This window comes from Paenibacillus sp. Marseille-Q4541 (assembly GCF_018310695.1).
In the GTDB taxonomy this organism is placed as follows: Bacteria; Bacillota; Bacilli; order Paenibacillales; family Paenibacillaceae; genus Paenibacillus.
On the sequence record NZ_JAGXCY010000002.1, the window covers coordinates 315,472 to 335,970 of the forward strand.

Sequence of the window (20,499 nt, forward strand, 5' to 3'; positions counted from 1 at the left end):
TTGTCTTAAAACTAATGTATGATTAAATCGTTATTTCATAGAAACAACGAATGAATCTGCTACCAAGAAGTTTAGATTAATGATTGCTATCTGTTTGCACTGCTTTTTCAAACTGCTTGTCAATATTCAGAAACTGAGACTGAGCAAGCAAGCTTGATCCGATGACAACACCATCATCTTCTAGTGTAGAATATTGAATTTGGAATGTTCCTTTTAGCGGTTCCCATACGAAATGTTGCATGCATTTCTCAGCTATGAATTCTTTCACTTCTGGAAACTTTTCGACTAGCTTGCCGCTTAATATTACGGTGCTGGGATTGTACATACATGCAATGTTACTGATGGTTACCGCAATAAAAGTCATCGCTCGATCTACAATATTAGCAGCCCAATACTCTCCTTCACGTTTTGCTAGAAATAACTCATCCAATGTTGATATTGGTTTCACTTTGTTAGACTGCTCAATCAAGGAAGCTTCGGCGATATAGGTCTGCAAGCAGCCAACTTTGCCACATTTGCATAATAGTCCGTTAGGATCAACGACGATATGCCCAATCTCCCCGGCGCTGTTTGTTTCACCTCTGTAAATTTCTCCATCAATAATAATGGATGAACCTACTCCACTACCGAATCCAATCAGTACAGAATTGTTGGAACCCCGAGCGGCACCATATAGATGCTCTGCGAGTGCTTTTACTTTTAGCTCGTTATCAACGACTACATCAAGTCCGGTAAGTTTTTGAAGCATGCCAGCCACATCCAGCTGCTTCCATCCAAGTTGTGCAGATAGCAATGCCGTTCCGTTCTCGTAGTCAATAATACCTGGCAAGCCGACACCAATCCCTACAACCTTACGAGGATCAATGTAATCATGCTCCATTAGCTCCTTGATGCCTTGAGCAATTCGTAAAAGGGTTACTTCCGGACTCTCACCAATGTCGATCTCTATCTGTTTACTACGAATTACTTTGCCGTCCAAATCTACAACACCAATGCGACTGTTAGTAATGTCGATCTCGACACCAATCGAAAGGACCGATTCTGGTTTCGCTTGCAACATCACTGCCTTTCTACCTACACCTGTAGTTACATATTCAATTTCATGAATAAAGTCCTTATCAAACAATTCGGACACAATTCTACTAATCGTGGTTGGACTCATACTAGTTAATCTTGCAAGTTCAGCACGGGACAGCGGAGCGCTGTTCTTTATCAGTTCAAATACAGTACTTCTATTCTTTCTTCTAATAAAATCCTGATCGTGCTTCTGCATACCGGAGACAGCGCCTCCTTCGATTATTTTCACTTGTGGAGAAATTAATTGTAAATAAAAAGAAATATAGACTATTTAATTCCAATAACTATCGAATATCTTCCTTTTTTGTTTTATTTTCTCCAGTGGTGTTATTAAAGAACTGTAAATTAATTCAATAATGGTGTCAATATACATGTCATGTATTTTTTTCTTATTCAAATCACTTGTCGTGAACATAAAAGGAGCCCACTCTATAAATAGAGCGGGCTCCTTTTCTTCTGAACGTTATGCTTAATTTGTTAAATAGGCGAGATTACTCCATCCATAAGCAATCTCCTGTAGTTTTTTTTCGCTAATCTGGATCTCTTTTCTTCCTGCAGGATTCCCGCCGAGCTTTTCATAAAAAGATCGGTAAGGATTGTCTTCAAGAGCCCACAAATACATCGATTTATGTCCTTGTTCGACCAGAAAACCAGTCATAGAAGATATGAGCTGCTGTCCAAGTCCCTGTCTTTGATAATCTTCAAGCAAATAAATCGCATAAATCTCCCCGTCATAGGGCATCTGATCCGATCGATTGGGTCCACCACTCGCAAATCCTACGATCTGGCATGTGTTATTCTCAGCTACAAATACTTTGGTTCCTGCATTTGAAACTTCCAGCTGTCTTTCCCATTGTGTTGTACGCTGTACTACAGATAAATCAGCCAAATAAGAATCTGGAACGATTCCTGCATATGTTGATTTCCAGCTATTTACATGAACTTCGGCAATCTGACTTGCCTCTGATTTTCTCGCAGATCGAATTATCATTTACTTTCCCCCCTTAGCTAAGTGAGTGCATATTGCCATAAAGATAACAACTATCGAACAAACTTCTCTGCAATTTTTAACAATTCCTGCTTACTTAACTTACTTTTCTCCGTGTCATTTATATGATAATAGACTCCCGACGATTCATCGACCCATTTGATAACATGGTGGGGATTCTTCCCCTTATACTCCATATAAAGAACTTTTACTTTCCTCTTCTCCACATCCTCTGCATCTTCCCTGTTCCCGAGTAAACGCCAGCAGTACATAAATATTTTCTGCTCATAAGTTTGAACAATCGTTATGTAGGCATCGATATTACCTGACTGTACAAGTCTTATGGCATGAAGCACATTATCATCTGCTGATAGGTTACTATTTTCATCCAAATCGTCCCCCCTCTCATGGATCTTGTATTTGCTTCTCATAGAGTTACAACACATGAGCTTTCAAAAAAGGGACAAAAGAACACAATCGGATCACTTTTTCATTGCAGCAATAATAAAGCGGTGACAACTGCAATCAAAATACCCTTGATTTACAATGATGTCATAGATCTCTCTCAGCTGTTTGTCATACTTTTGAATTGAGAAATCCGGAATTTGCCATGGAATAGCCTCAAGATAATAGATCAGGGCACCCAAATCATAAAATCTAGTCTTCGTCACTTCCTCATCCTGAAAACGGATGTCAAAATGGGAAGAAAGCTGCTGAACCGCATATTCTGCATTTAAATAGGCATACTCAAAAGGGACATCAAATCTAGCATTAATCTCCTGATCGTTTAAACCTCCAACTTGCTGAGTAACAAATATTCCATCCGGCCTCAAAATACGAGCCACTTCTGAAACATCATAGGATTCATGCTTATTCATAACCAGTTCAAACCATTCATCCTGATAAGGAAGACACTCATCTTCCGTAAAATAACTAACTTGTACACCCATAGGCTCTAGCTTGTCCTTAGCTACATTTACATTCGGCTCATAGCCTTCTGTCGCACATACTTGTCCTGGAAAAGGGTGAAACAGAGAAAGGCTTTCTCCTCCTCCTGTCCCCATGTCAAGCACCGTATCTCCTTGCTCCCACAGTTCTTTTACTCTACTGTAGTAATTCCAGCGCAGCGGAAACTCTCTCATACGCCCTGAGCTTTCGATTCTTGAAAAATCCCATCCTTTAAATGTACTGGGCTTGTCCAATAATGCCTGTTCATAACTTTGTGGTTTGTATACTTTCTTCATTAAAGGTCCTCGCTTTAACTAGGTTTAGAAATAATTGATTTATGGAACTCAGTTACAGGACATCCACCTATGAGGAAAGTATCGAATGCCCTGTTAAAAAGTCCAGTTATCAAGCTCTTTACAACATCAAGAACGGATACTTACTCTGGTACCTATAGACACCTTACTTGCGAGATCAAGCACATCTTCGTTATACATTCGGATGCATCCATGAGAGACATTGTGACCAATGGATGCCGGGTTATTGGTCCCATGAATACCGTAATGTGCTTTGGATAATCCGAGCCAAAATACGCCGAATGGTCCGCCAGGATCTGGCTGCTTATTCACAATCGTAAATTCACCTGTCGGTGTTTGCGTTACCATCGCTCCAATGGCGACCGGATAACTTTTGACGACAACATCGTTGTCTAAAAGATAAAGCATATGATCCGTCTGATCCACAATGATACGATAATTTGGCATATACAACTCCCCCTGCCTTATCGTATGCATATGCTTATTTTGAAGCGCCGAATTCTTCTTCGACTTCCCCACGCCATCCGCCTCTTTTTTGACGCCGGGGTTCGTTTTTCGCTATTTTACTGTTCTTTTTCGAAGCAACCGCTTCTTTTCGCAGCTGATAGGCAATCTCACGTTGCATTTTTTGATAATTGATCAGTCGACTAGGATCCATCTTTCCTTCGTCTATTGCTTCTCTTACGGCACATCCCTTTTCCTGTCCATGCTGACAATCATCAAAAAAACATTGTTTTGCCAATTGCTCAATATCGTCAAACGTACGAGAGACTCCGTCCCCATCATCCCATATCGATAATTCCCTCATTCCGGGTGTATCAATGATGACTCCTCCATCAGGCAGTAGAAACAATTCACGATGTGTTGTCGTATGTCTCCCTCTGCTGTCATCTTCCCGTACCTCCTGAGTCATCTGATCCTCACGACCCGTAAGCCAGTTGATAATGGTAGATTTTCCACAACCAGAAGATCCGGTAAGAGCCACGGTTTGTCCAGAGCAAGCATATTTTTCAAGCTGTTCTCTGCCAAGACCTAATCTCGCAGATACTGCAAATACAGGAACTCCCGGGGCAATCGACTGCGTCTCTGCTAATCTAGATTCTATGTCATCGCATAAATCACTTTTGCTAAGTACAATGACAGGATTTGCTCCGCTATTCCAAGCGAGAATCAAATATCTTTCCAAGCGGCTCACATTGTAGTCCCCATTCAGGGCACAGACGATAAATAAAGTGTTTACATTGGAAGCTATGATTTGTTCCTTGGTCTCAAAACCAGCTGCCTGTCTAGCTATGACGCTACTTCGCTCCAAAACTGCATGCACCCGTGCATCATCTTCTGCCCCATGGGATGTAATTACAATAAAGTCACCTACACCCGGTTTACTTTCCCCTTCATTCAGCTTTTGTCTGAACTTTCCTGTTAAACTTGCAAAGCGGCTACCCTTCGATGTAATTATTCCGTACTTTTGGCCAAAGTCAGCAACGACGCGAGCTGCTTCAAAAGCACGGATCTGATCTTCATCTGCTTTTATGATTTCTAGAGCTTTTTCCCATTTTTGATCCCATTGTTCCGTCCAGCCCCAGCATTCTAATGTTTTCATGTTCAAATGTGAACCTCCATTTTCTCTCATTCATTATTACATCCATCTAACTCATCTCTCCAAACAGACACAAAAAAACCGCAGGAAATTAGATCCTGCGGTTCTGCTATTCATTCTATGCTTAAATAGAATAACAAAGATAAAGCCATAGACTTATCTCCCTAATCCTAATTGAGCAATCAAAAAAGCATCCGCAGGATATACTCCCATGCGGATGCTTTACAGGTATTAAAGAAAAGGGTTACGTAAAATACGCCCTACTCTATAATAACTGTGGTCCGTTTGGGAGACGATGTACACAAGCAACATTTAATTCCATCATCATATAGTTACTCATAGTTATCGCCTCCTTCATCATTTTCCACATATTACAACACATCACTATTTAATGTCAAACTTTTTTTATTTTACTTGATCCCACCGGGTCCACATTTCCACCGGATTCACCTCATACACCCCGTTTTCCCGGTACATAAACTCATGCATAATAAATTCCCGGCGAAGGGTTGCGAAATCTTCGTGGTATCCTTTAATGAATTCATTAATTTCTTTTTCTTCGTACTTTTTCCCTTTGTCCAGCTGTTCTACCATGTGCTGAAGCACGATTAATTTCTTCTTATATTGAGCAGGGATCGATCTCAGCTTACCTTCTTTACTAAAGAAATTACGCATAACGGATTCTTTCAATTTCTGATTCGGGTCCATTTCCTCCACCTCATTCTTTCCCTTGAAAATAAAGTTTAGCGATGCTTCAGCATGTTGTTTAATAAAATAAGGATACAAACTGAAATAAATCGTATTCTTATCTCGACGTTCTTTAATGAGTCCTACTTCCCTCAGTTTAGCTGCATGATGTGTCACTGTTGGCTGCGACAAATTGAGACGTTCTGCGAGCTTTTGACCATTCATTTCCCCCTGGGATAAGATCAGCAAAATACGCATCCGAGTTGGGTCTGCCAGTGCCTTATGATAATTAACAATTTTATCGAGCTGCAATAGATATCCCTCACTTATAATTTAGAAACTTATCTAATTAGATAATATTGCAATCTCATTCTAATGTCAATCTTACTCCGCTTACACCTGTTTACTGGCATTCAAAAGACGAATACGGTAGGATAATAATACTTATGTTTAACCATGAAGTATGGAAAGATAGATACAGAAGGAGGAAATGATACGGTATGAAAAAAGATGTCATCATTATAGGAGGAGGACCTTGTGGTTTATCCGCAGCTATAGAATGTGGAAAACTTGGTTTATCTTCACTTATTATTGAAAAATATAACGTGGTCCAATCCATCTATTTGTACCCAACGAACATGCAGTTTTTTAGTACAGCAGAACTGCTCGAAATTGGAGATGTGCCTTTCAGCACACCTAACGACAAGCCCTATCGCTATGAAGCGCTTGCCTATTATCGCAAAGTAGCATCACATTATCATCTTGAAATGTCCCTGTATGAAGAAGCATATACCATAGAACCTTCGAATGAGGAAGGATACAAAGTGAAAACGAAAAACCGTAAAGGGGACATTACGGAATATGAAGCTCAACATGTCGTTGTTGCTACGGGTTATTTTGACCACCCGAATTTTCTCGGTATTCCGGGCGAAGAAATGGATAAAGTGACCCATTACTTCCGTGAAGCTCATCCTTATACACGTACGAAAGTTACTATTATCGGAGGAAGTAATTCTGCGGTTGATGCTGCTCTCGAACTTGCTCGTGTGGATGCAGAGATTGATATGGTCTACCGGGGAAACAGCATTTCCGAGCATATCAAACCTTGGGTACGTCCTCTCTTTGAAGGAATGGTTGCGAAAGGAAAAATTAAATTGCACCTTTCTTCAAGAGTAACCGAGATTCATGAGAATCATGTCGTCATTACTCCTATTGAAGGCGAGCCAGTAGAACTTGCGAATGATTTTGTTCTGGCTATGACTGGATTTCGTCCAGATCGCAAACTGTTAACTTCCATTGGAGTAACGATGTCGGATGATTTGGATAAACCTCTGTTCAACCCGGATACTATGGAGAGCAGTGTTCCTGGTATTTACATAGCAGGTGTTATCGCTTCGGGACGTAATGCTAATGAAGTATTTATTGAGTCAGGCAGATGGCACGGGAAACGTATCGCTGAACACATTAAATCAAAGCTCGCTACTGTGGTCATGGAAGGATGAAAACGATGGATGTTACTTCCCTATTGCTGTTAGCTTTTGCAGCTCTCGGGATTATCAGTAGCAACGCTCCCATTACGATCGCCGTAGTGGTGCTGTTACTGATCCGAGTAACCGGTATGCAGCAAGCTTTTCCGTGGCTTGAAAAGTATGGCTTGACTATCGGAATTATTATCTTAACGATTGGGGTAATGGCTCCTCTCGCCAGTGGAAAAATCAGTTTAGAAACGCTTGGCTCCTCTTTTCTAAACTGGAAGTCGCTTCTAGCGATTGCCGTAGGCATGCTTGTTGCATTCCTAGGTGGACGCGGAGCTAGTTTGATGAGTGGTCAGCCTACAGTCGTAGCTGGACTTCTAATCGGCACCGTTCTTGGGGTTGCTCTTTTTAAAGGCGTACCTGTTGGTCCCCTTATTGCAGCGGGAATTTTATCCTTACTAATCGGCAAATCATAACTCGCTAGGCGTAAAAGGTCATCTCTTACATCACTAAGAGATGGCCTTTCTGTTTAGCCGTTCTTACACCGATAAAGCTGTATAGCCTAAGTGATGTGTGATATACTCAAATCAATTGTCAAAAAAAAGAAAATACATCGCAGCAGGAGGATTACCCCATGCCACGACAACTGGTTACGGAAGCCGTGATGATTGCAATATATGGTCAGTTGCTGGCGCCATCAGCGCCTGTTGAATATCTGTTACCTTACACCACGGTGGTGGAATTATACGAACTACAATCAAGTCTCGATCCCCTTATGGAATCCAAACATGAGGATCAACATGTAAAGAAAAAAATCAGTCAGCTCATTCAATATTTTGAAGAGCCGCTCAATCAAAAGAAAATACGCCGTGCCCTTCAGATTCCATGGGCTCAAAGCTCATCTATTCTACTGAGTGACTTAGTCTCCGTTCGGATTGTGAACGCACTTGATACAGCAGTTTACGGCGAATTTTTTGATCCGATTGAAACCGAACTATTGCTGACTTCTCAGCGATATCAACTTCCACTGTTAACCGATCAAGTAGAATGGATAGCCCGGATACTGGAAGCAAATATTTCTGTACAAATTTATGATATTGACGATTTTGAATATGCTATTGAGAATAACGACTTTCCTACAGAACCATAAAGTGTGATCTTATTATCCCTTATCTTCATCTTCACATCAAAAACGGCCACCCTTGTATAAGAACAAGGGTGGCCGTTTAGGTCTACCTTACAAACGCGAAAGAATCATACTTGTAACAGGACATAGATCTGGGAAATCCTCTTGAGCAAAAAAACGTAAGGGTCCCTCTTTTACAGCATCATAATCAATTTCAGAAGAAAGTGCACCTTGGGCAGAGTAAATTCCAATCAAATCGTACTCTTCATCTCCAGAAGAAAACGTGCGCTTCAGCTCAGGACCCGATAACAAGGCTTCGAGCTTGACTGACTCTGCGGTAAGCCCTGTTTCCTCCCATAGCTCTCGATGCGCAGTATCCTCCAGAGCCTCGCCGGGCTTCATGATTCCAAGAGGGATATACCATAAACCATCATCTGCACGCTGCTGCAGCAAAAGTTCACCTTGCCTGTTCTTGACTGCAACTGCTGCCTTAACCGTAATTGAGGACTTTTTCATTACAAATTGCGCGATATCCCCTTTTTTGGAATTCACAAGGTTATCCCTCCCTGTCTATGAGTTACAAGCCTTTTAATTCTGTATTCGCTTATTCCGTCGTCTCGTAACGGTATATGATGTCATCTTCTGCTTCCACATAGGTTACATCCAGCCGATGGCCTTTTAAATACCAATGGTCTTGTTCCTCCATATAGAACGTAATACCCGAAACTTCGGTACGTTCAATCGGATCTTCCGGCTTTTCAACTGCAATCCCGAGTGAGAAGCCCGGATGAAGTCCTCCGCCAGAGCTGTACCGAGCAAAGAATCGAATGGCTTCCCCATCGGATATCCCAAGCTCTTTTTTGTACCATTCTGCGGCTGCTTCCGTTACATGTATGCTCATCGTTATGTCAACTCCTCATCGTTTGTTTGTATTTTATCATATTGACTCCCTTCAAGTCATACTTAAGCAGTATGAATTGAGAAAAAAGAGAGAACGATTTTTGAAACACCTAGTTTTTGAATTTTTTATGAAAATATTTGACAGATAAATTGACGGGTGGTAATATTCTTTTCAGACGATTCCTTAGCTTGAATTAAATTCCAATTTACGAAAGGGTGATTCCGATGTTGAACTTTATGGATGATTTGCATACAACAAGACAACTGAATACGGAGCAGCCCATGATAAACATTGGATTCAATTCTGATAAGTGAAAAATGTAGCTCACGACTTTTACACCTAACTTTTTTACATCCATTAGCGGCTTTTGCTCACGCAAGTGACTTTTGCTGCGTATGAACCTGAATATATTAAAGGCATACCGTTTAGCGAACGGTATGCCTTTTTTTGTGGCTATGTAAAAATGTGCTAGGACCTTGAATCGTATCTGATATGCTCAAGGATTACTATATCCAACTTAGAAAGGAAGGGATTTACTTGTTCGCTGTACTTAAAAATTTAAGCTGGTATTTTAAACAGGAACGAAGGCGATATATCGTTGGGATGCTATTGCTTATTTTGGTCGGTGTCGCTGAATTGTTGCCACCAAGACTGCTAGGTCATGCCATTGATGATATTGTCAGCGGTTCGATCACCTGGTCCTCCCTTACTCGTTATATTCTACTTATTATTGGCATGCTCGTTGTAATCTATCTTGTTACATATGTATGGATGCACAAACTTTTTGGAGGAGCTAATCTCGTAGAAAAACTGCTGAGATCAAGATTCATGGGACATTTGCTTCGGATGACTCCACCGTTCTTTGAACGAAATCGTACAGGCGACCTCATGGCAAGAGCTACCAACGATTTACGCTCAGTTGCACAAACCGCAGGTTTTGGCATGCTCACACTGACTGACTCGACTGCGTTTTTAGCTACCGTACTATTTGCGATGGGATTTCTAGTCAGCTGGAAACTCACCCTTGCCGCTATCCTTCCTCTTCCATTTATCGCAATTGCCATGATGATTTACGGTAAAAAAGTACATGAACGTTACTCACTTGCACAGGATGCATTTGGAGATATGAATGACCAGGTACTTGAATCCGTAGCAGGAGTAAGGGTCATTCGTGCCTATGTACAAGAACGGCATGACGAAGACCGCTTTAATGAAATTACGGATGATGTATATCGCAAAAATTTAGCCGTTGCCAAAATGGATGCTCTATTTGAACCCACCATCCGCTTGTTTGTTGGACTCAGTTATATTATCGGGCTTGGTTACGGGATGTACCTTGTTTTCCGCAATGAAATTACACTTGGAGATCTGGTTTCCTTTAACATGTATCTGGGTATGATGATCTGGCCAATGTTTGCCATCGGCGAGTTGATCAACATCATGCAGCGAGGCAGCGCTTCTCTCGATCGGGTGAACGAGACCTTGCATGTAGTTCCTGATGTGCAAGATCCTGCTGAACCTGTTCATGTAGCTTCACCTGAACGAATCCAAATGAAAAATCTAAGCTTCCGTTATCCGACCTCTACTGTCAACAATCTAATAGATATCAACCTTGATATTCGCCAAGGGCAGACGCTTGGGGTCGTTGGAAGAACAGGCAGCGGTAAATCTACTTTGCTGAAACAACTCCTTCATGAGTACCCAGGAGGTTCTGGTGAACTACTCATTAATGAGACGAAGATGGACGACATTTCCAAAGATCAACTCCATAGCTGGATCGGGTATGTTCCTCAGGAACAAATTTTGTTTTCCAAAACGGTACGCGAAAATATCCAGTATGGTAAACCGGGGGCTTCCGATGAAATCATTATGGATGCCATCCGCACAGCTGCTTTTGACGGAGATCTCGGAACGCTTTCCGATGGTCTTGAGACACTCGTTGGGGAGAAAGGGATTGCCCTATCGGGCGGCCAAAAACAGCGCGTATCCCTTGCAAGAGCTTTTATTGCTGATCCCGATATTCTGATTCTAGATGATGCGTTGTCAGCGGTTGATGCTCGGACAGAAGCTAAAATCATTACCAATATTCGAAAACAGCGTGCCGGTAAAACGACCTTTATTTCCACACATCGTTTATCTGCTGTTGAGCATGCGGACCATATCATCGTTCTTGATCAAGGTAATATTATTGAACAAGGTACGCATGAAGAACTGTTAAACCAAGATGGATGGTACAAAGAGCAGTATGATCGTCAACAAGTTGAATCTAATCTCACTAGTTAAGGAGGTGCCTATTCCATGAATTATACGAAAAATGTAACCAAGCGATTAATTGAATATGCTCTTAAATCTAAAGGTACATTCGTTGCAGCACTGATCATGTTATCCATAGGAGTTGCAGCAGATCTAGCCGGACCCTTCATTGCGAAAAATATGATTGACAATCACGTTCTCGCGATCGAAAAACCTTACTTCGAGTCACAGGCTAGTGATGAAGCTGTACAGTATAAGGACACATATTATAAACGTTATGACCGATTTAGTGAAGGTGAAACAAAAGGAGAAGAAATTCGCATATTACAAAGCGGCCGTTCTTTTTATTTCGTAAATGATCCGGTCACTATTGAAGGTGGAGATCGTACCTATGAGAACGGTATTCTCACGGTGACACGTGGAGATCAGACCGCTGCGTATGAAGCAACTCCCCTGTCTGTAGACGAGATCTTTGCTTTCTACAAACCGGAGCTACCAGGAATTTATAAACTGATTGCAATTTATTTTGTATTTTTGCTTATTGCTATCATTATGGAGTTTGGGAAAACTTACTGGCTGCAATCCTCTGCGAATAAAGTTATTCAACGACTTCGAAGAGATGTATACGCCCACATACAAACACTGCCTGTTCATTATTTTGATAATTTGCCTGCTGGTAAAGTGGTTTCTCGAATTACGAATGATACAGAAGCAGTTAAAGACTTGTTTGTAGCCGTACTATCCAATTTCTTCTCAGGGATCATTACGATGGTCGGAGTTTACATTGCACTCTTCATCCTTGATGTAAAGCTTGGCTTAATTTCATTGTTTGTTGTTCCGCTTCTTGTTCTGTGGGTGGTAATCTATCGAAAAATTGCAACTCGTTATAATACCATCATTCGTTCCAGACTGAGCGAAATTAATGCCATGATTAATGAATCCATTCAGGGGATGTCCATCATTCGAGTGTTTCGTCGTCAGAAGAAAACTTATGATGAGTTTGAGGCATTGAACGAAGACTACATGAAACATCAGAATAAAATGCTGAATCTAAATGCATTCACTTCTCATAACCTTGTAACTGTACTTCGTAACCTGGCGTTTGCCATCATTCTTCTCTATTTCGGCGCAAGTTCGATCGATGGATCCAGCATCATCTCTCTCGGTGTACTCTATGCGTTTGTTGACGTACTCGGCCGTTTGTTCCAACCCGTTACAGGTATGGTAAACCAGCTAGCGAACCTAGATTCCTCCATGGTATCTGCCGGACGTGTCTTTGAACTAATGGATCAGACAGGGGAAAAAGTAACAGACGGTTCCATGCCTAGGTATCTGGGGAACGTTGAATTTAAGGATGTCTCGTTTGCTTATAACAAAGATTACGTACTCAAAAATATTTCTTTTGAAGCGAAGCAAGGTGAAACCGTAGCTCTTGTAGGTCATACGGGCTCAGGAAAAAGTTCTATTATTAATCTGCTATTCCGTTTCTACGACCCGCAGAAAGGTACCATCACGATTGACGGTCAAGAGGTAAAAGGCTTGCCGAAACAATGGATCCGTGAACATATGGGAATTGTGCTACAAGATCCTTATCTTTTCACTGGAACAATTGCATCGAATGTCAGTCTGAATGATAACAAAATTTCGCGCGAAACGATCGAAAAGGCGCTGTGTGATGTCGGTGCAGAACAGTTGCTCTCTCATCTACCCCAAGGTTTTGACGAACCTGTCGTTGAAAAAGGAAGTACTTTGTCCGCTGGGCAACGTCAGCTAATTTCTTTTGCAAGAGCTTTAGCTTATGATCCCGCGATTCTGATTCTTGATGAAGCGACAGCGAATATTGATACGGAAACAGAATCGATTATCCAAAGTGCGCTCGAGGTTCTTAAAAAAGGAAGAACGACTTTTATCATTGCCCATCGCCTCTCCACCATTCGCAGTGCCGATCAGATCTTGGTTCTTCATAAAGGACAGATTGTGGAACGTGGAAATCATGATGAATTGATGGCTATCGGCGGAAGATATCACCAAATGTATCAACTTCAACAAGGGAATACGCCTGCAGCTCAGGAAAGTTCAGACAGATTAACGAATCCCGTAGGCGTCCAAGCGGCAACCTAAATGTAATCCACCATCTAAAAAACCCTTTTGCAAAATCGGCATGCCCATCAGTTCGGGCACACTCCATTTTGCAAGAGGGTTTTTTGCCATTCTTTTAGAAAGTCCTAACGAAAGAAATGAATACATCTATAGCCTATGAGCAGGAAAGTCTCACGCAGGAGAAAAGGAAACTTGGTGCTAAGACTCACGTATTTTGAAGAACGGGTAGGTGAAGTCACTACATTCATCCCCATATTTTTCCCGATCACAATAGCTCTCCTCATATGAAGCGGATCACTAACAAGGGTGTAGGTGGTAAATCCTTTTTGATCTCCTATTCTAAGAGCTTCCTTCAGGTTCTGCTCTGTAATTCGAGAAGAGGTTTCCACAAAAATATGTGATTCAGGAACACCTTGTACCATTGCATACTGCTTGCCAACTTCTGACTCTGACAATCGATCTTCTGGCGATCTTCCACCGGTAAAGATAATTACATCTACGTCCCCAGAAAGGTAGAGCTTAATAGCATGATCAATACGTGCCTGAAATACAGGCGAAGGGATATCATCACGAACTGCAGCACCAAGAACGATCGCAGCATCGGTATGTATGTCCTCCGTTTTCTCGGCATATTGTGTAATTTCTGTCATGGTATACAGCATCCATAATGCTATCAAGATCAAAAGCACTATAATCGATTTAAACCAGCGTTTATTTCCGCCTCTACCTAGTGATGTCACCTGCGCGATCTTCTTCATAGGCTTCTTGATCCATTTCCTCGTCTAGTTCAAGCTGATTAATCAAAATCTGTGTATAATACAGCAATTTATGTTCCAGTTTCTGAGCTTGATCTTTAAATTCAATCAGCTCCTCAATCATTTGAGAACGTCCTTCAAGCGTAAAAGTTTCCAAAATCCGTTCTTTAAAATAATCATGCACGATATAATTTCGTTTTTTCCATATATTATTTAACAGCATACTTTCCTCTTCTGAGAAATCGAAATTGTGCTGAATTTCATGGACTAGCTGTCCTAGTGAGCTGCTTAATTTTTTATAATATAGGTTCGTAAGTTCTTCTTCCGGGCTGATCTTTCCTTGCGTCAGCTTCATTAGCACCAGCAAATTGACGAGTTGTTGTTCTAAAGCTTGTGAGTAGTATACCGCCAATCCGTAATATGAGAACAATTCTTTGGAATGTTCACTATCCAGTAGCCGATGCTCTTGCATAACATGTCTCTCCTTTATACTTTCTTATGCTTATGTTACAAGGAAAGTTGTGGAAAGATCAACCAAAATCTGATCATTTTTATTAAATTTCGTTCTTTTTCTGAATTGGGATAATGATGGTAATGTTGGTTCCAATACCTAATCTACTGTAAATCGCCACTCCGAATTCCTCACCAAAGGATAACTGAATACGTTCATGAACATTAAAAATCCCGTAACCTTTTTGATCGTCCCCGTCTTTTTCTAGCAATGATTCAGCATACTGTGTTTTCATCCCAATCCCATCATCGATGATCTGAAATACCACTTTATCATCCATCTGTTCACCAATCACTCGGATATAGATGCGATCCCCACACCAAGCATGTTCCAATGCATTTTCAATAAACGGCTGTAAAATAAGTTTGATCGTTTCATACCGCAATATGTCAGGATCAATATCAAAATCAACTTCCATCCGATCTCCATATTTCACCTTTTGAATATCAAGATAGGCTTTCACCTGCTCAAGCTCTTTGTAAATGGAAATTATGGTCTGACCGTCATTTAGAGTAAGCCGATAAAATTTGGCAAGATTCATGATCATTTCATGTTGCTGCTCCACTCTTCCAAACTTAGCTAAACGACTGATGGATGACAGCGTGTTGTATAGGAAATGAGGATTGATCTGGGCTTGAAGAGATTCGAGTTCTGCCTGCTTCTTCTTTAGATTTGTCTCATATACTTCTTCGATCAAATGTTCTGTCTGCGCTCCCATTTTGTTGAGTGCATCCGCAATTAATGTAAATTCATCCGTACCTTTATAATGAATTCGTTTATGATAATCCCCCTGCTGAAACATGACTAGGACCGAGATAAGCTTACTGAATCTTTTTGAAATATAGCGAGATAAGTAGCTGGCAACTGCACTGATTAGTAGTACAAATAAAAGGCAGATCAGCAGTGTAATCTGAGTAACTTTTTGTACCCCTTTTTCCAAAATATCCTGTGGTACATAAGCTGTAATGGTCCAATCAAGCTCTGGTATCTTCTCATGGATGACGAGCTGATTAGACGTGCTTCCATTATGCATGGCCTGATGTTCCACGGAATCCAGATCGCCTGTAGAGTACATTTTAGTACCATTCTGATTAATGACTTGGATCAAGCTTCCAGGCCCGATTTTGTTATAGTCCATGCTCTCGAACAGTTCAGATAAATATACACTTCCTCTCATAAAACCAATCTCTTTCAAATCGAGAGGATCCACAGTATTCACCAACCGTCTTAACAAGGAGATCCGTTCAAATTGCTCGTCATCATCTACTTGGGTCCACTTCATGGTCTTTCCATACTGTTCCGGCGGAAAACTTTTATACCAATTTTCAAATTGAATCCGGTTAATATGATAAACATCAAAATACTTATCTTTCACCCGCAGTAAATCCACATCACCTGAATCGTAATAAATTTCCGGCAAATTCGTATCACGTAAATAGATGGACAACCATAGTTTCTGATTCGTAGATTCAACAGCTTGTCTGAATTTAGGAAGAAGAATAGTTGATGTTGTTTCGTAACTAATCCATCCTTCTTCCAGTCTCATGAGATTCAGTGCAAGAGTCTCATCGTAATAAAGCATATCCGAAATTCTTTCCGTATCCCTTAATTTATAACTTACATTATCTCTCATTTGAGCAAGTGTGCCATGCAGATTCGTTACTGTTTGTGTTCTCATAGAATCTACTAGAATGGAGTTTGCCGTGTATGCTAAAATCACAACAGGAAGGATGATTAGTATTAGATAGGAAATAAATAATTTCCAGCCAAACGGAAGAAACTTTGACCCAGGATTCATCAGTTTATACATTAGCAAGCCTCATTCTTCTTTATGCTTTTCTACGATATTCGATAGGCGTCATACCATACGTTTCTTTAAATTGTCTGCTAAAATAAGGCATATACCGGTATCCTACCCGGTCTGCTACCTCATACACTTTTATTTTCGGATCTTGCAATAACGTCCTCGCCTTCTCCATACGAAGAGCAATAATATATTCATTGTAACTTTTCCCCGTCTCCTCTTTGAAAATAGCGCCCAGATAATTGGGTGAAAAGGACAACTCATCTGCTACTTCGCGGAGCGTCACATTTAAATGTAGATGCTCCTCCATATATTGAATAACCTGACCAATAACCTTGGCATGTTTCTTCTGCTTGAATCTTGGATGATTATCCATATCAAATAAATTTAATAAGTGTTCCGCCAGCCAGCAGATGAGTCCACTTTTAGAATGATGGCTTTTGATCTGCTCTACTTCCATTTCACTGAGTGGGATAAAACCTACCGGGTAATTTAGATGCGTACTCACATAATTATCAATACGAATAAGCAAATATAGGACAATGAAGTGGAGTTGGGACTTCCTATTATCATTTCGAACGGCACTTAACAAATCTTCCATCTCTTGAAGCACCATAACTCGATCACCAGCAAGCAGACAGGACACCAACCGATCCAGAGGTTTATCAAGAATAAGCGCCTTTGCATCTGCTGTCATACGGTATATATCAGGATGTTGTTCATTTATATGAGCGGAGCGTTTTCCAATTAGATGATATTCGATTGATTTAATCGCTGCCTGACTGAAAGCAAAGTCAAATTCGTCACACAAGTGTTTCTCGTTTAACTCATTCGTTATTTTTTGAAGTACGGTAATAAGTTCGTGATCATCCATAGGCTTGAGAACATAACTGTAGGCTTGTAATGACAAAGCTTCCTTTACATAGGCAAAGTCTTGGTAGCCGCTTACAAAAATCAATTTCAAATCTGGATGGAGATGAAGTGCCTTACGTGCAAGCTCCATTCCAGACATCCCAGGCATATGTACATCTGTTACTAAAATATCGACATGTCTATTCTCGAAAACTTCCATGGCCTCAAACCCATTATTTACGGTTCCAGTAACTTCAAGCCCTAAATCTGTCCATGGGATAAACTGACACATTCCTTCCAGATCCAAAATTTCATCGTCCGCAATTAGTACCTGATACATAGAGTCACTCCCTTGCCTAGAATTCATAACGAACAAATGATAAACGCATTGCACCGTTCTTGAGCAGAGCGGTGCGCGTTTATCATTATTATACTTCACTGAGTGTGATCAGAGAGACTTAAATTAAATTAGTTACCAGCAATTTTCGCAATATTTTCTTGCCATTTTTGTGTTTTGAAAGCAAGCAATTTGTCATAACCAACTGCTACTGCTTTTTCCTGAGCACTATCAAGGATCGACAATACTTCTTCATCACTCTTCGCATAAAGTGCTTTTGCTCTTGCTTCAGAGAAGATTTCATTAATTTGCTGTTGAATAATACCTTCTTCTGATTCAGGCATAGCTGTAAGATTGATGTATTCCGTTGCGTCAAACTGTGTTTTCCAAGTTATTTCGGATTGATATTTTGTCTCCCAGTTTTGCTCATCAGCTGGAAGCGTTTTTTCGAATTTCATTTTAGCGTTATCAACAAATACCGTGTTACCATTCCATTGAAGGTTAACTGTTGCATCCATCATTTTGTTACGTCCTTCAATATCCGTTACGTAAGCATCTGTGAATTTTGGAGAACCGTCTTCATCTGTTCCATCCCAGTACTTACCTTCAGGTCCCCACATGATGTTACGTTGACCTTCTGGTGATGTGTACCAGTCGAGGAAAGCAAAGATTTTTTCTGGATCTTTTGCACTTTTCGTAATAACACTAACGTTCCAACCAAGACTGTTATACGTACCCGCCCAAATCTTGTTTTTGTCCAGACCTTCTTTGTGTACAGGCCAGATCATAAAGTATCCGTCATTTGGATCTTTCTTTTTCAGTTCAAGGTCACCTACGGCACCATATTCAGTCGGGCTTGCACCCGCCGCTACGGCAACACGTCCTGTGTAAACTTTTTCTTTGATTTGATCTTTTGTTTGAGTAAGTGCATCTTGTGCCATCAATTTCTCGCGGAACAATTTGCTTACATACTGAGTCGACTCTCTGAATACAGGATCAAGGAAAATGGAAGTAAGCTGGTTATCTTTTGGCACAGCTCTTTCCTTAACGAACACGGGAGGATGATCTTCACCAAAAGAACCGTAAAGTACATCAAGACCTTGTCCATCTACTGCGAGATCCGGTTCAAATGGAACCACATTTGGATACTTCGCTTTTACTTTTGTAAGGTAGTTATACAAGTCTTCTGTTGTTTCCAGAGCTGGTTCACCGAGCTCAGTGTACATCTTTTTGTTAACCAAATATCCTGCATTACCATTAGGCTGAGAAGTATACCAGTTCGGGAATTGATATAGTTTACCGTCGCTAGAGCGGAGCATATTGAGTGTTTCTTCTCCAGCCCATTCTTTCAGGTTTGGATATTTATCAAGATAATCATCGAATGGGACTAGAGCTCCCGCTTCACGTAAACGTTCTACATCAGCATTACGATCCATCCAGATTACGTCTGGAAGTTCTGAAGAAGCAATCATAGTGTTCAGCTTCTGGGCTGCATTACCACCCGAGTTGATTGCGGAAATATCTACTTTTTTATTCTCTTTAATCCATTTACTTGCTTCATCGCCACCCCACTGTGGCATTGTGTACCAATCATAATGACCGTAGAAAGAGAAACTCAAATCTTCTTTACCCAGTTCAAAAGCAGTAGATTCTGCATTTTCTTTTGGTGCTGGATCTGGTTCTGGTGTTGCAGTCGTTCCCCCGTTACTGCTTGAACAACCTGCAATACCAATTGCTGAAGCGAGCAGTGCAACCAGCAAGGTGCTAGTTCCCTTGTTTTTTCTTTTCCACATCTTTGTAAACCCTCCCCTTAATATATGCCTGGCAAAACAATCTATGGTCCAAAGCCAAAGGGCTTTAAACACCTACTCTTTAAGAGATCCAACAAGTACACCTTTTACAAAATATTTTTGTACAAAAGGGTATACCGCAATGATCGGAAGTGTTGCAACCATCATCGTTGCCATGGATAACGACTTCGTTGTAACGCTTTGCATACGAGACATACGGGCTTGTGCAGCTGAATCCAGCTGAGACATCTGCTCACTCATGATGTTGGAGTTCAAAATCTGCTGCAACATGGATTGAATCGGCAATAGTTTTTCATTATTAATGTAGATACTCGGTAAAAACCACTCATTCCAGTGGAAGATCGCAGTAAATAGTGATAATGTCGCAATAACAGGTCCAGATAGCGGAAGCACGATACGGAAGAAGGTCCTAAAATGGCCACATCCATCAATTTGTGCTGACTCCATCAATCCATCTGGAAGTCCACGGAAGAAGGTCCGGAAAATAATCATGTTCCATACACTAATTAAAGTTGGAATGATAAATACCCAGAATGAATCCATAAGTCCGAGACTACGTACCACTAGAAACGAAGGAATCAAACCACCACTGAAGTACATCGTTACGATAAAAAAGACCATATAAAATTTCTTGCCTATTAGATCCTGCTTGGACATCGCAAAAGCGAGCATAGCAGTAAGTAAAACCGATAAAAGAGTTCCTATAACCGTTCTCATAATAGATATGTAAAACCCATTTAATATTCTGCTATCTTGGAATACAATGCTATAGTTTTCCAAAGTCCATTCCCGAGGCCAAAAAGTTACGCCTCCCAGAGCAGTATCCATCCCTTGATTAAATGAGACCACCAGAGCATTCCAGAAAGGATAGAATGTGGAGAACCCAAGTAAAATGAGAAGGGTGTAGATAATAAACATCATTATTCGATCATTCACACTGCGGTGTTTCATCTAGCTGAC

20 protein-coding genes are annotated in these 20,499 nt (G+C 40.9%); 5 read left to right on the forward strand and 15 right to left on the reverse strand.

Annotated elements, in window-relative coordinates; genetic code table 11:
- Positions 1–76: 76 nt before the first annotated feature.
- The 7 genes from KFT32_RS04120 to KFT32_RS04150 all read right to left on the reverse strand — a co-directional run bounded on the left by KFT32_RS04120 (position 77) and on the right by KFT32_RS04150 (position 5,926).
- The gene (locus KFT32_RS04120; protein ID WP_211745844.1) at positions 77–1,273 is read right to left on the reverse strand and encodes an ROK family transcriptional regulator; all 1,197 of its coding nucleotides are present in this window, start codon (positions 1,271–1,273) and stop codon (positions 77–79) included.
- Between the two features lie 273 nt (positions 1,274–1,546).
- On the reverse strand, positions 1,547–2,068 hold the full coding sequence (locus tag KFT32_RS04125) for a GNAT family N-acetyltransferase (protein ID WP_211745845.1): 522 nt from the start codon (positions 2,066–2,068) through the stop codon (positions 1,547–1,549).
- Positions 2,069–2,118: 50 nt separating this feature from the next.
- Positions 2,119–2,457: a DUF4367 domain-containing protein gene (locus KFT32_RS04130; protein ID WP_211745846.1), complete on the reverse strand. Its 339-nt coding sequence runs from the start codon at positions 2,455–2,457 to the stop codon at positions 2,119–2,121.
- A gap of 90 nt (positions 2,458–2,547) precedes the next feature.
- Complete coding sequence (locus tag KFT32_RS04135) at positions 2,548–3,309, reverse strand: class I SAM-dependent methyltransferase (RefSeq protein ID WP_211745847.1); 762 nt, start codon at positions 3,307–3,309, stop codon at positions 2,548–2,550.
- 126 nt (positions 3,310–3,435) lie between these two features.
- Positions 3,436–3,774 carry a L,D-transpeptidase gene (locus KFT32_RS04140; RefSeq protein ID WP_211745848.1) on the reverse strand — a complete coding sequence of 113 codons (339 nt, stop codon included), beginning with the start codon at positions 3,772–3,774 and terminating at the stop codon, positions 3,436–3,438.
- A gap of 34 nt (positions 3,775–3,808) precedes the next feature.
- Positions 3,809–4,930, reverse strand: coding sequence for a ribosome small subunit-dependent GTPase A (rsgA, locus tag KFT32_RS04145; RefSeq protein ID WP_211745849.1), 1,122 nt, complete (start codon positions 4,928–4,930; stop codon positions 3,809–3,811).
- 402 nt (positions 4,931–5,332) lie between these two features.
- Positions 5,333–5,926 (reverse strand): DUF2087 domain-containing protein, encoded by a 594-nt coding sequence (locus KFT32_RS04150; RefSeq protein WP_211745850.1) that lies wholly within the window; start codon positions 5,924–5,926, stop codon positions 5,333–5,335.
- A gap of 188 nt (positions 5,927–6,114) precedes the next feature.
- Here KFT32_RS04150 and KFT32_RS04155 point away from each other — a divergent pair, with 188 nt between their 5' ends.
- From KFT32_RS04155 to KFT32_RS04165, 3 genes are all read left to right on the forward strand, one after another.
- Positions 6,115–7,116, forward strand: coding sequence for a YpdA family putative bacillithiol disulfide reductase (locus tag KFT32_RS04155; RefSeq protein ID WP_211745851.1), 1,002 nt, complete (start codon positions 6,115–6,117; stop codon positions 7,114–7,116).
- A gap of 5 nt (positions 7,117–7,121) precedes the next feature.
- Positions 7,122–7,565: a DUF441 domain-containing protein gene (locus KFT32_RS04160; RefSeq protein WP_211745852.1), complete on the forward strand. Its 444-nt coding sequence runs from the start codon at positions 7,122–7,124 to the stop codon at positions 7,563–7,565.
- 158 nt (positions 7,566–7,723) lie between these two features.
- Entirely contained in the window at positions 7,724–8,239 is a 516-nt protein-coding gene (locus tag KFT32_RS04165; RefSeq protein ID WP_211745853.1) for an ADP-heptose synthase, read from the forward strand.
- Positions 8,240–8,326: 87 nt separating this feature from the next.
- Here the strand turns inward: KFT32_RS04165 and KFT32_RS04170 are convergent, their stop codons facing one another.
- Together KFT32_RS04170 and KFT32_RS04175 are read right to left on the reverse strand one after the other, a co-directional pair.
- The gene (locus tag KFT32_RS04170; RefSeq protein WP_349304851.1) at positions 8,327–8,767 is read right to left on the reverse strand and encodes an NUDIX domain-containing protein; all 441 of its coding nucleotides are present in this window, start codon (positions 8,765–8,767) and stop codon (positions 8,327–8,329) included.
- Between the two features lie 52 nt (positions 8,768–8,819).
- Positions 8,820–9,116, reverse strand: coding sequence for a HesB/YadR/YfhF family protein (locus KFT32_RS04175; protein WP_211745854.1), 297 nt, complete (start codon positions 9,114–9,116; stop codon positions 8,820–8,822).
- Positions 9,117–9,653: 537 nt separating this feature from the next.
- On the opposite strand from KFT32_RS04175, the gene KFT32_RS04180 reads away from it, so the two are divergent.
- Both KFT32_RS04180 and KFT32_RS04185 read left to right on the forward strand, forming a co-directional pair.
- Positions 9,654–11,399 (forward strand): ABC transporter ATP-binding protein, encoded by a 1,746-nt coding sequence (locus tag KFT32_RS04180; RefSeq protein ID WP_211745855.1) that lies wholly within the window; start codon positions 9,654–9,656, stop codon positions 11,397–11,399.
- Between the two features lie 15 nt (positions 11,400–11,414).
- Positions 11,415–13,490 (forward strand): ABC transporter ATP-binding protein, encoded by a 2,076-nt coding sequence (locus KFT32_RS04185; RefSeq protein WP_211745856.1) that lies wholly within the window; start codon positions 11,415–11,417, stop codon positions 13,488–13,490.
- Positions 13,491–13,594: 104 nt separating this feature from the next.
- Here KFT32_RS04185 and KFT32_RS04190 read toward each other — a convergent pair whose 3' ends face one another.
- The 6 genes from KFT32_RS04190 to KFT32_RS04215 all read right to left on the reverse strand — a co-directional run bounded on the left by KFT32_RS04190 (position 13,595) and on the right by KFT32_RS04215 (position 20,490).
- Positions 13,595–14,227 carry a YdcF family protein gene (locus KFT32_RS04190; RefSeq protein ID WP_211745857.1) on the reverse strand — a complete coding sequence of 211 codons (633 nt, stop codon included), beginning with the start codon at positions 14,225–14,227 and terminating at the stop codon, positions 13,595–13,597.
- A complete protein-coding gene (locus tag KFT32_RS04195) occupies positions 14,193–14,696 on the reverse strand; it encodes a hypothetical protein (protein WP_211745858.1) in 504 nt (167 codons plus the stop codon). The genes KFT32_RS04190 and KFT32_RS04195 overlap by 35 nt, the downstream gene beginning before the upstream one ends.
- 82 nt (positions 14,697–14,778) lie before the next feature.
- Positions 14,779–16,545: a sensor histidine kinase gene (locus KFT32_RS04200; protein ID WP_249435639.1), complete on the reverse strand. Its 1,767-nt coding sequence runs from the start codon at positions 16,543–16,545 to the stop codon at positions 14,779–14,781.
- A 19-nt stretch (positions 16,546–16,564) separates the two neighbouring features.
- Positions 16,565–17,731: a response regulator transcription factor gene (locus KFT32_RS04205; protein ID WP_249435640.1), complete on the reverse strand. Its 1,167-nt coding sequence runs from the start codon at positions 17,729–17,731 to the stop codon at positions 16,565–16,567.
- Positions 17,732–17,859: 128 nt separating this feature from the next.
- Positions 17,860–19,521: an extracellular solute-binding protein gene (locus tag KFT32_RS04210; RefSeq protein ID WP_211745859.1), complete on the reverse strand. Its 1,662-nt coding sequence runs from the start codon at positions 19,519–19,521 to the stop codon at positions 17,860–17,862.
- Positions 19,522–19,593: 72 nt separating this feature from the next.
- Positions 19,594–20,490, reverse strand: coding sequence for a carbohydrate ABC transporter permease (locus KFT32_RS04215; RefSeq protein WP_211745860.1), 897 nt, complete (start codon positions 20,488–20,490; stop codon positions 19,594–19,596).
- Between the last annotated feature and the right edge of the window lie 9 nt (positions 20,491–20,499).

Coding starts and splice junctions, on each gene's coding strand:
- KFT32_RS04195 (WP_211745858.1), bottom strand. CDS start 14,696: ATGCAAGAGCATCGGCTACTGGATAGTGAACATTCCAAAGAATTGTTC.
- KFT32_RS04175 (WP_211745854.1), bottom strand. CDS start 9,116: ATGAGCATACATGTAACGGAAGCAGCCGCAGAATGGTACAAAAAAGAG.
- KFT32_RS04190 (WP_211745857.1), bottom strand. CDS start 14,227: ATGAAGAAGATCGCGCAGGTGACATCACTAGGTAGAGGCGGAAATAAA.
- KFT32_RS04140 (WP_211745848.1), bottom strand. CDS start 3,774: ATGCCAAATTATCGTATCATTGTGGATCAGACGGATCATATGCTTTAT.
- KFT32_RS04165 (WP_211745853.1), top strand. CDS start 7,724: ATGCCACGACAACTGGTTACGGAAGCCGTGATGATTGCAATATATGGT.
- KFT32_RS04210 (WP_211745859.1), bottom strand. CDS start 19,521: ATGTGGAAAAGAAAAAACAAGGGAACTAGCACCTTGCTGGTTGCACTG.
- KFT32_RS04125 (WP_211745845.1), bottom strand. CDS start 2,068: ATGATAATTCGATCTGCGAGAAAATCAGAGGCAAGTCAGATTGCCGAA.
- KFT32_RS04215 (WP_211745860.1), bottom strand. CDS start 20,490: ATGAAACACCGCAGTGTGAATGATCGAATAATGATGTTTATTATCTAC.
- KFT32_RS04155 (WP_211745851.1), top strand. CDS start 6,115: ATGAAAAAAGATGTCATCATTATAGGAGGAGGACCTTGTGGTTTATCC.
- KFT32_RS04200 (WP_249435639.1), bottom strand. CDS start 16,545: ATGTATAAACTGATGAATCCTGGGTCAAAGTTTCTTCCGTTTGGCTGG.
- KFT32_RS04135 (WP_211745847.1), bottom strand. CDS start 3,309: ATGAAGAAAGTATACAAACCACAAAGTTATGAACAGGCATTATTGGAC.
- KFT32_RS04160 (WP_211745852.1), top strand. CDS start 7,122: ATGGATGTTACTTCCCTATTGCTGTTAGCTTTTGCAGCTCTCGGGATT.
- rsgA (WP_211745849.1), bottom strand. CDS start 4,930: ATGAAAACATTAGAATGCTGGGGCTGGACGGAACAATGGGATCAAAAA.
- KFT32_RS04205 (WP_249435640.1), bottom strand. CDS start 17,731: ATGTATCAGGTACTAATTGCGGACGATGAAATTTTGGATCTGGAAGGA.
- KFT32_RS04120 (WP_211745844.1), bottom strand. CDS start 1,273: ATGCAGAAGCACGATCAGGATTTTATTAGAAGAAAGAATAGAAGTACT.
- KFT32_RS04185 (WP_211745856.1), top strand. CDS start 11,415: ATGAATTATACGAAAAATGTAACCAAGCGATTAATTGAATATGCTCTT.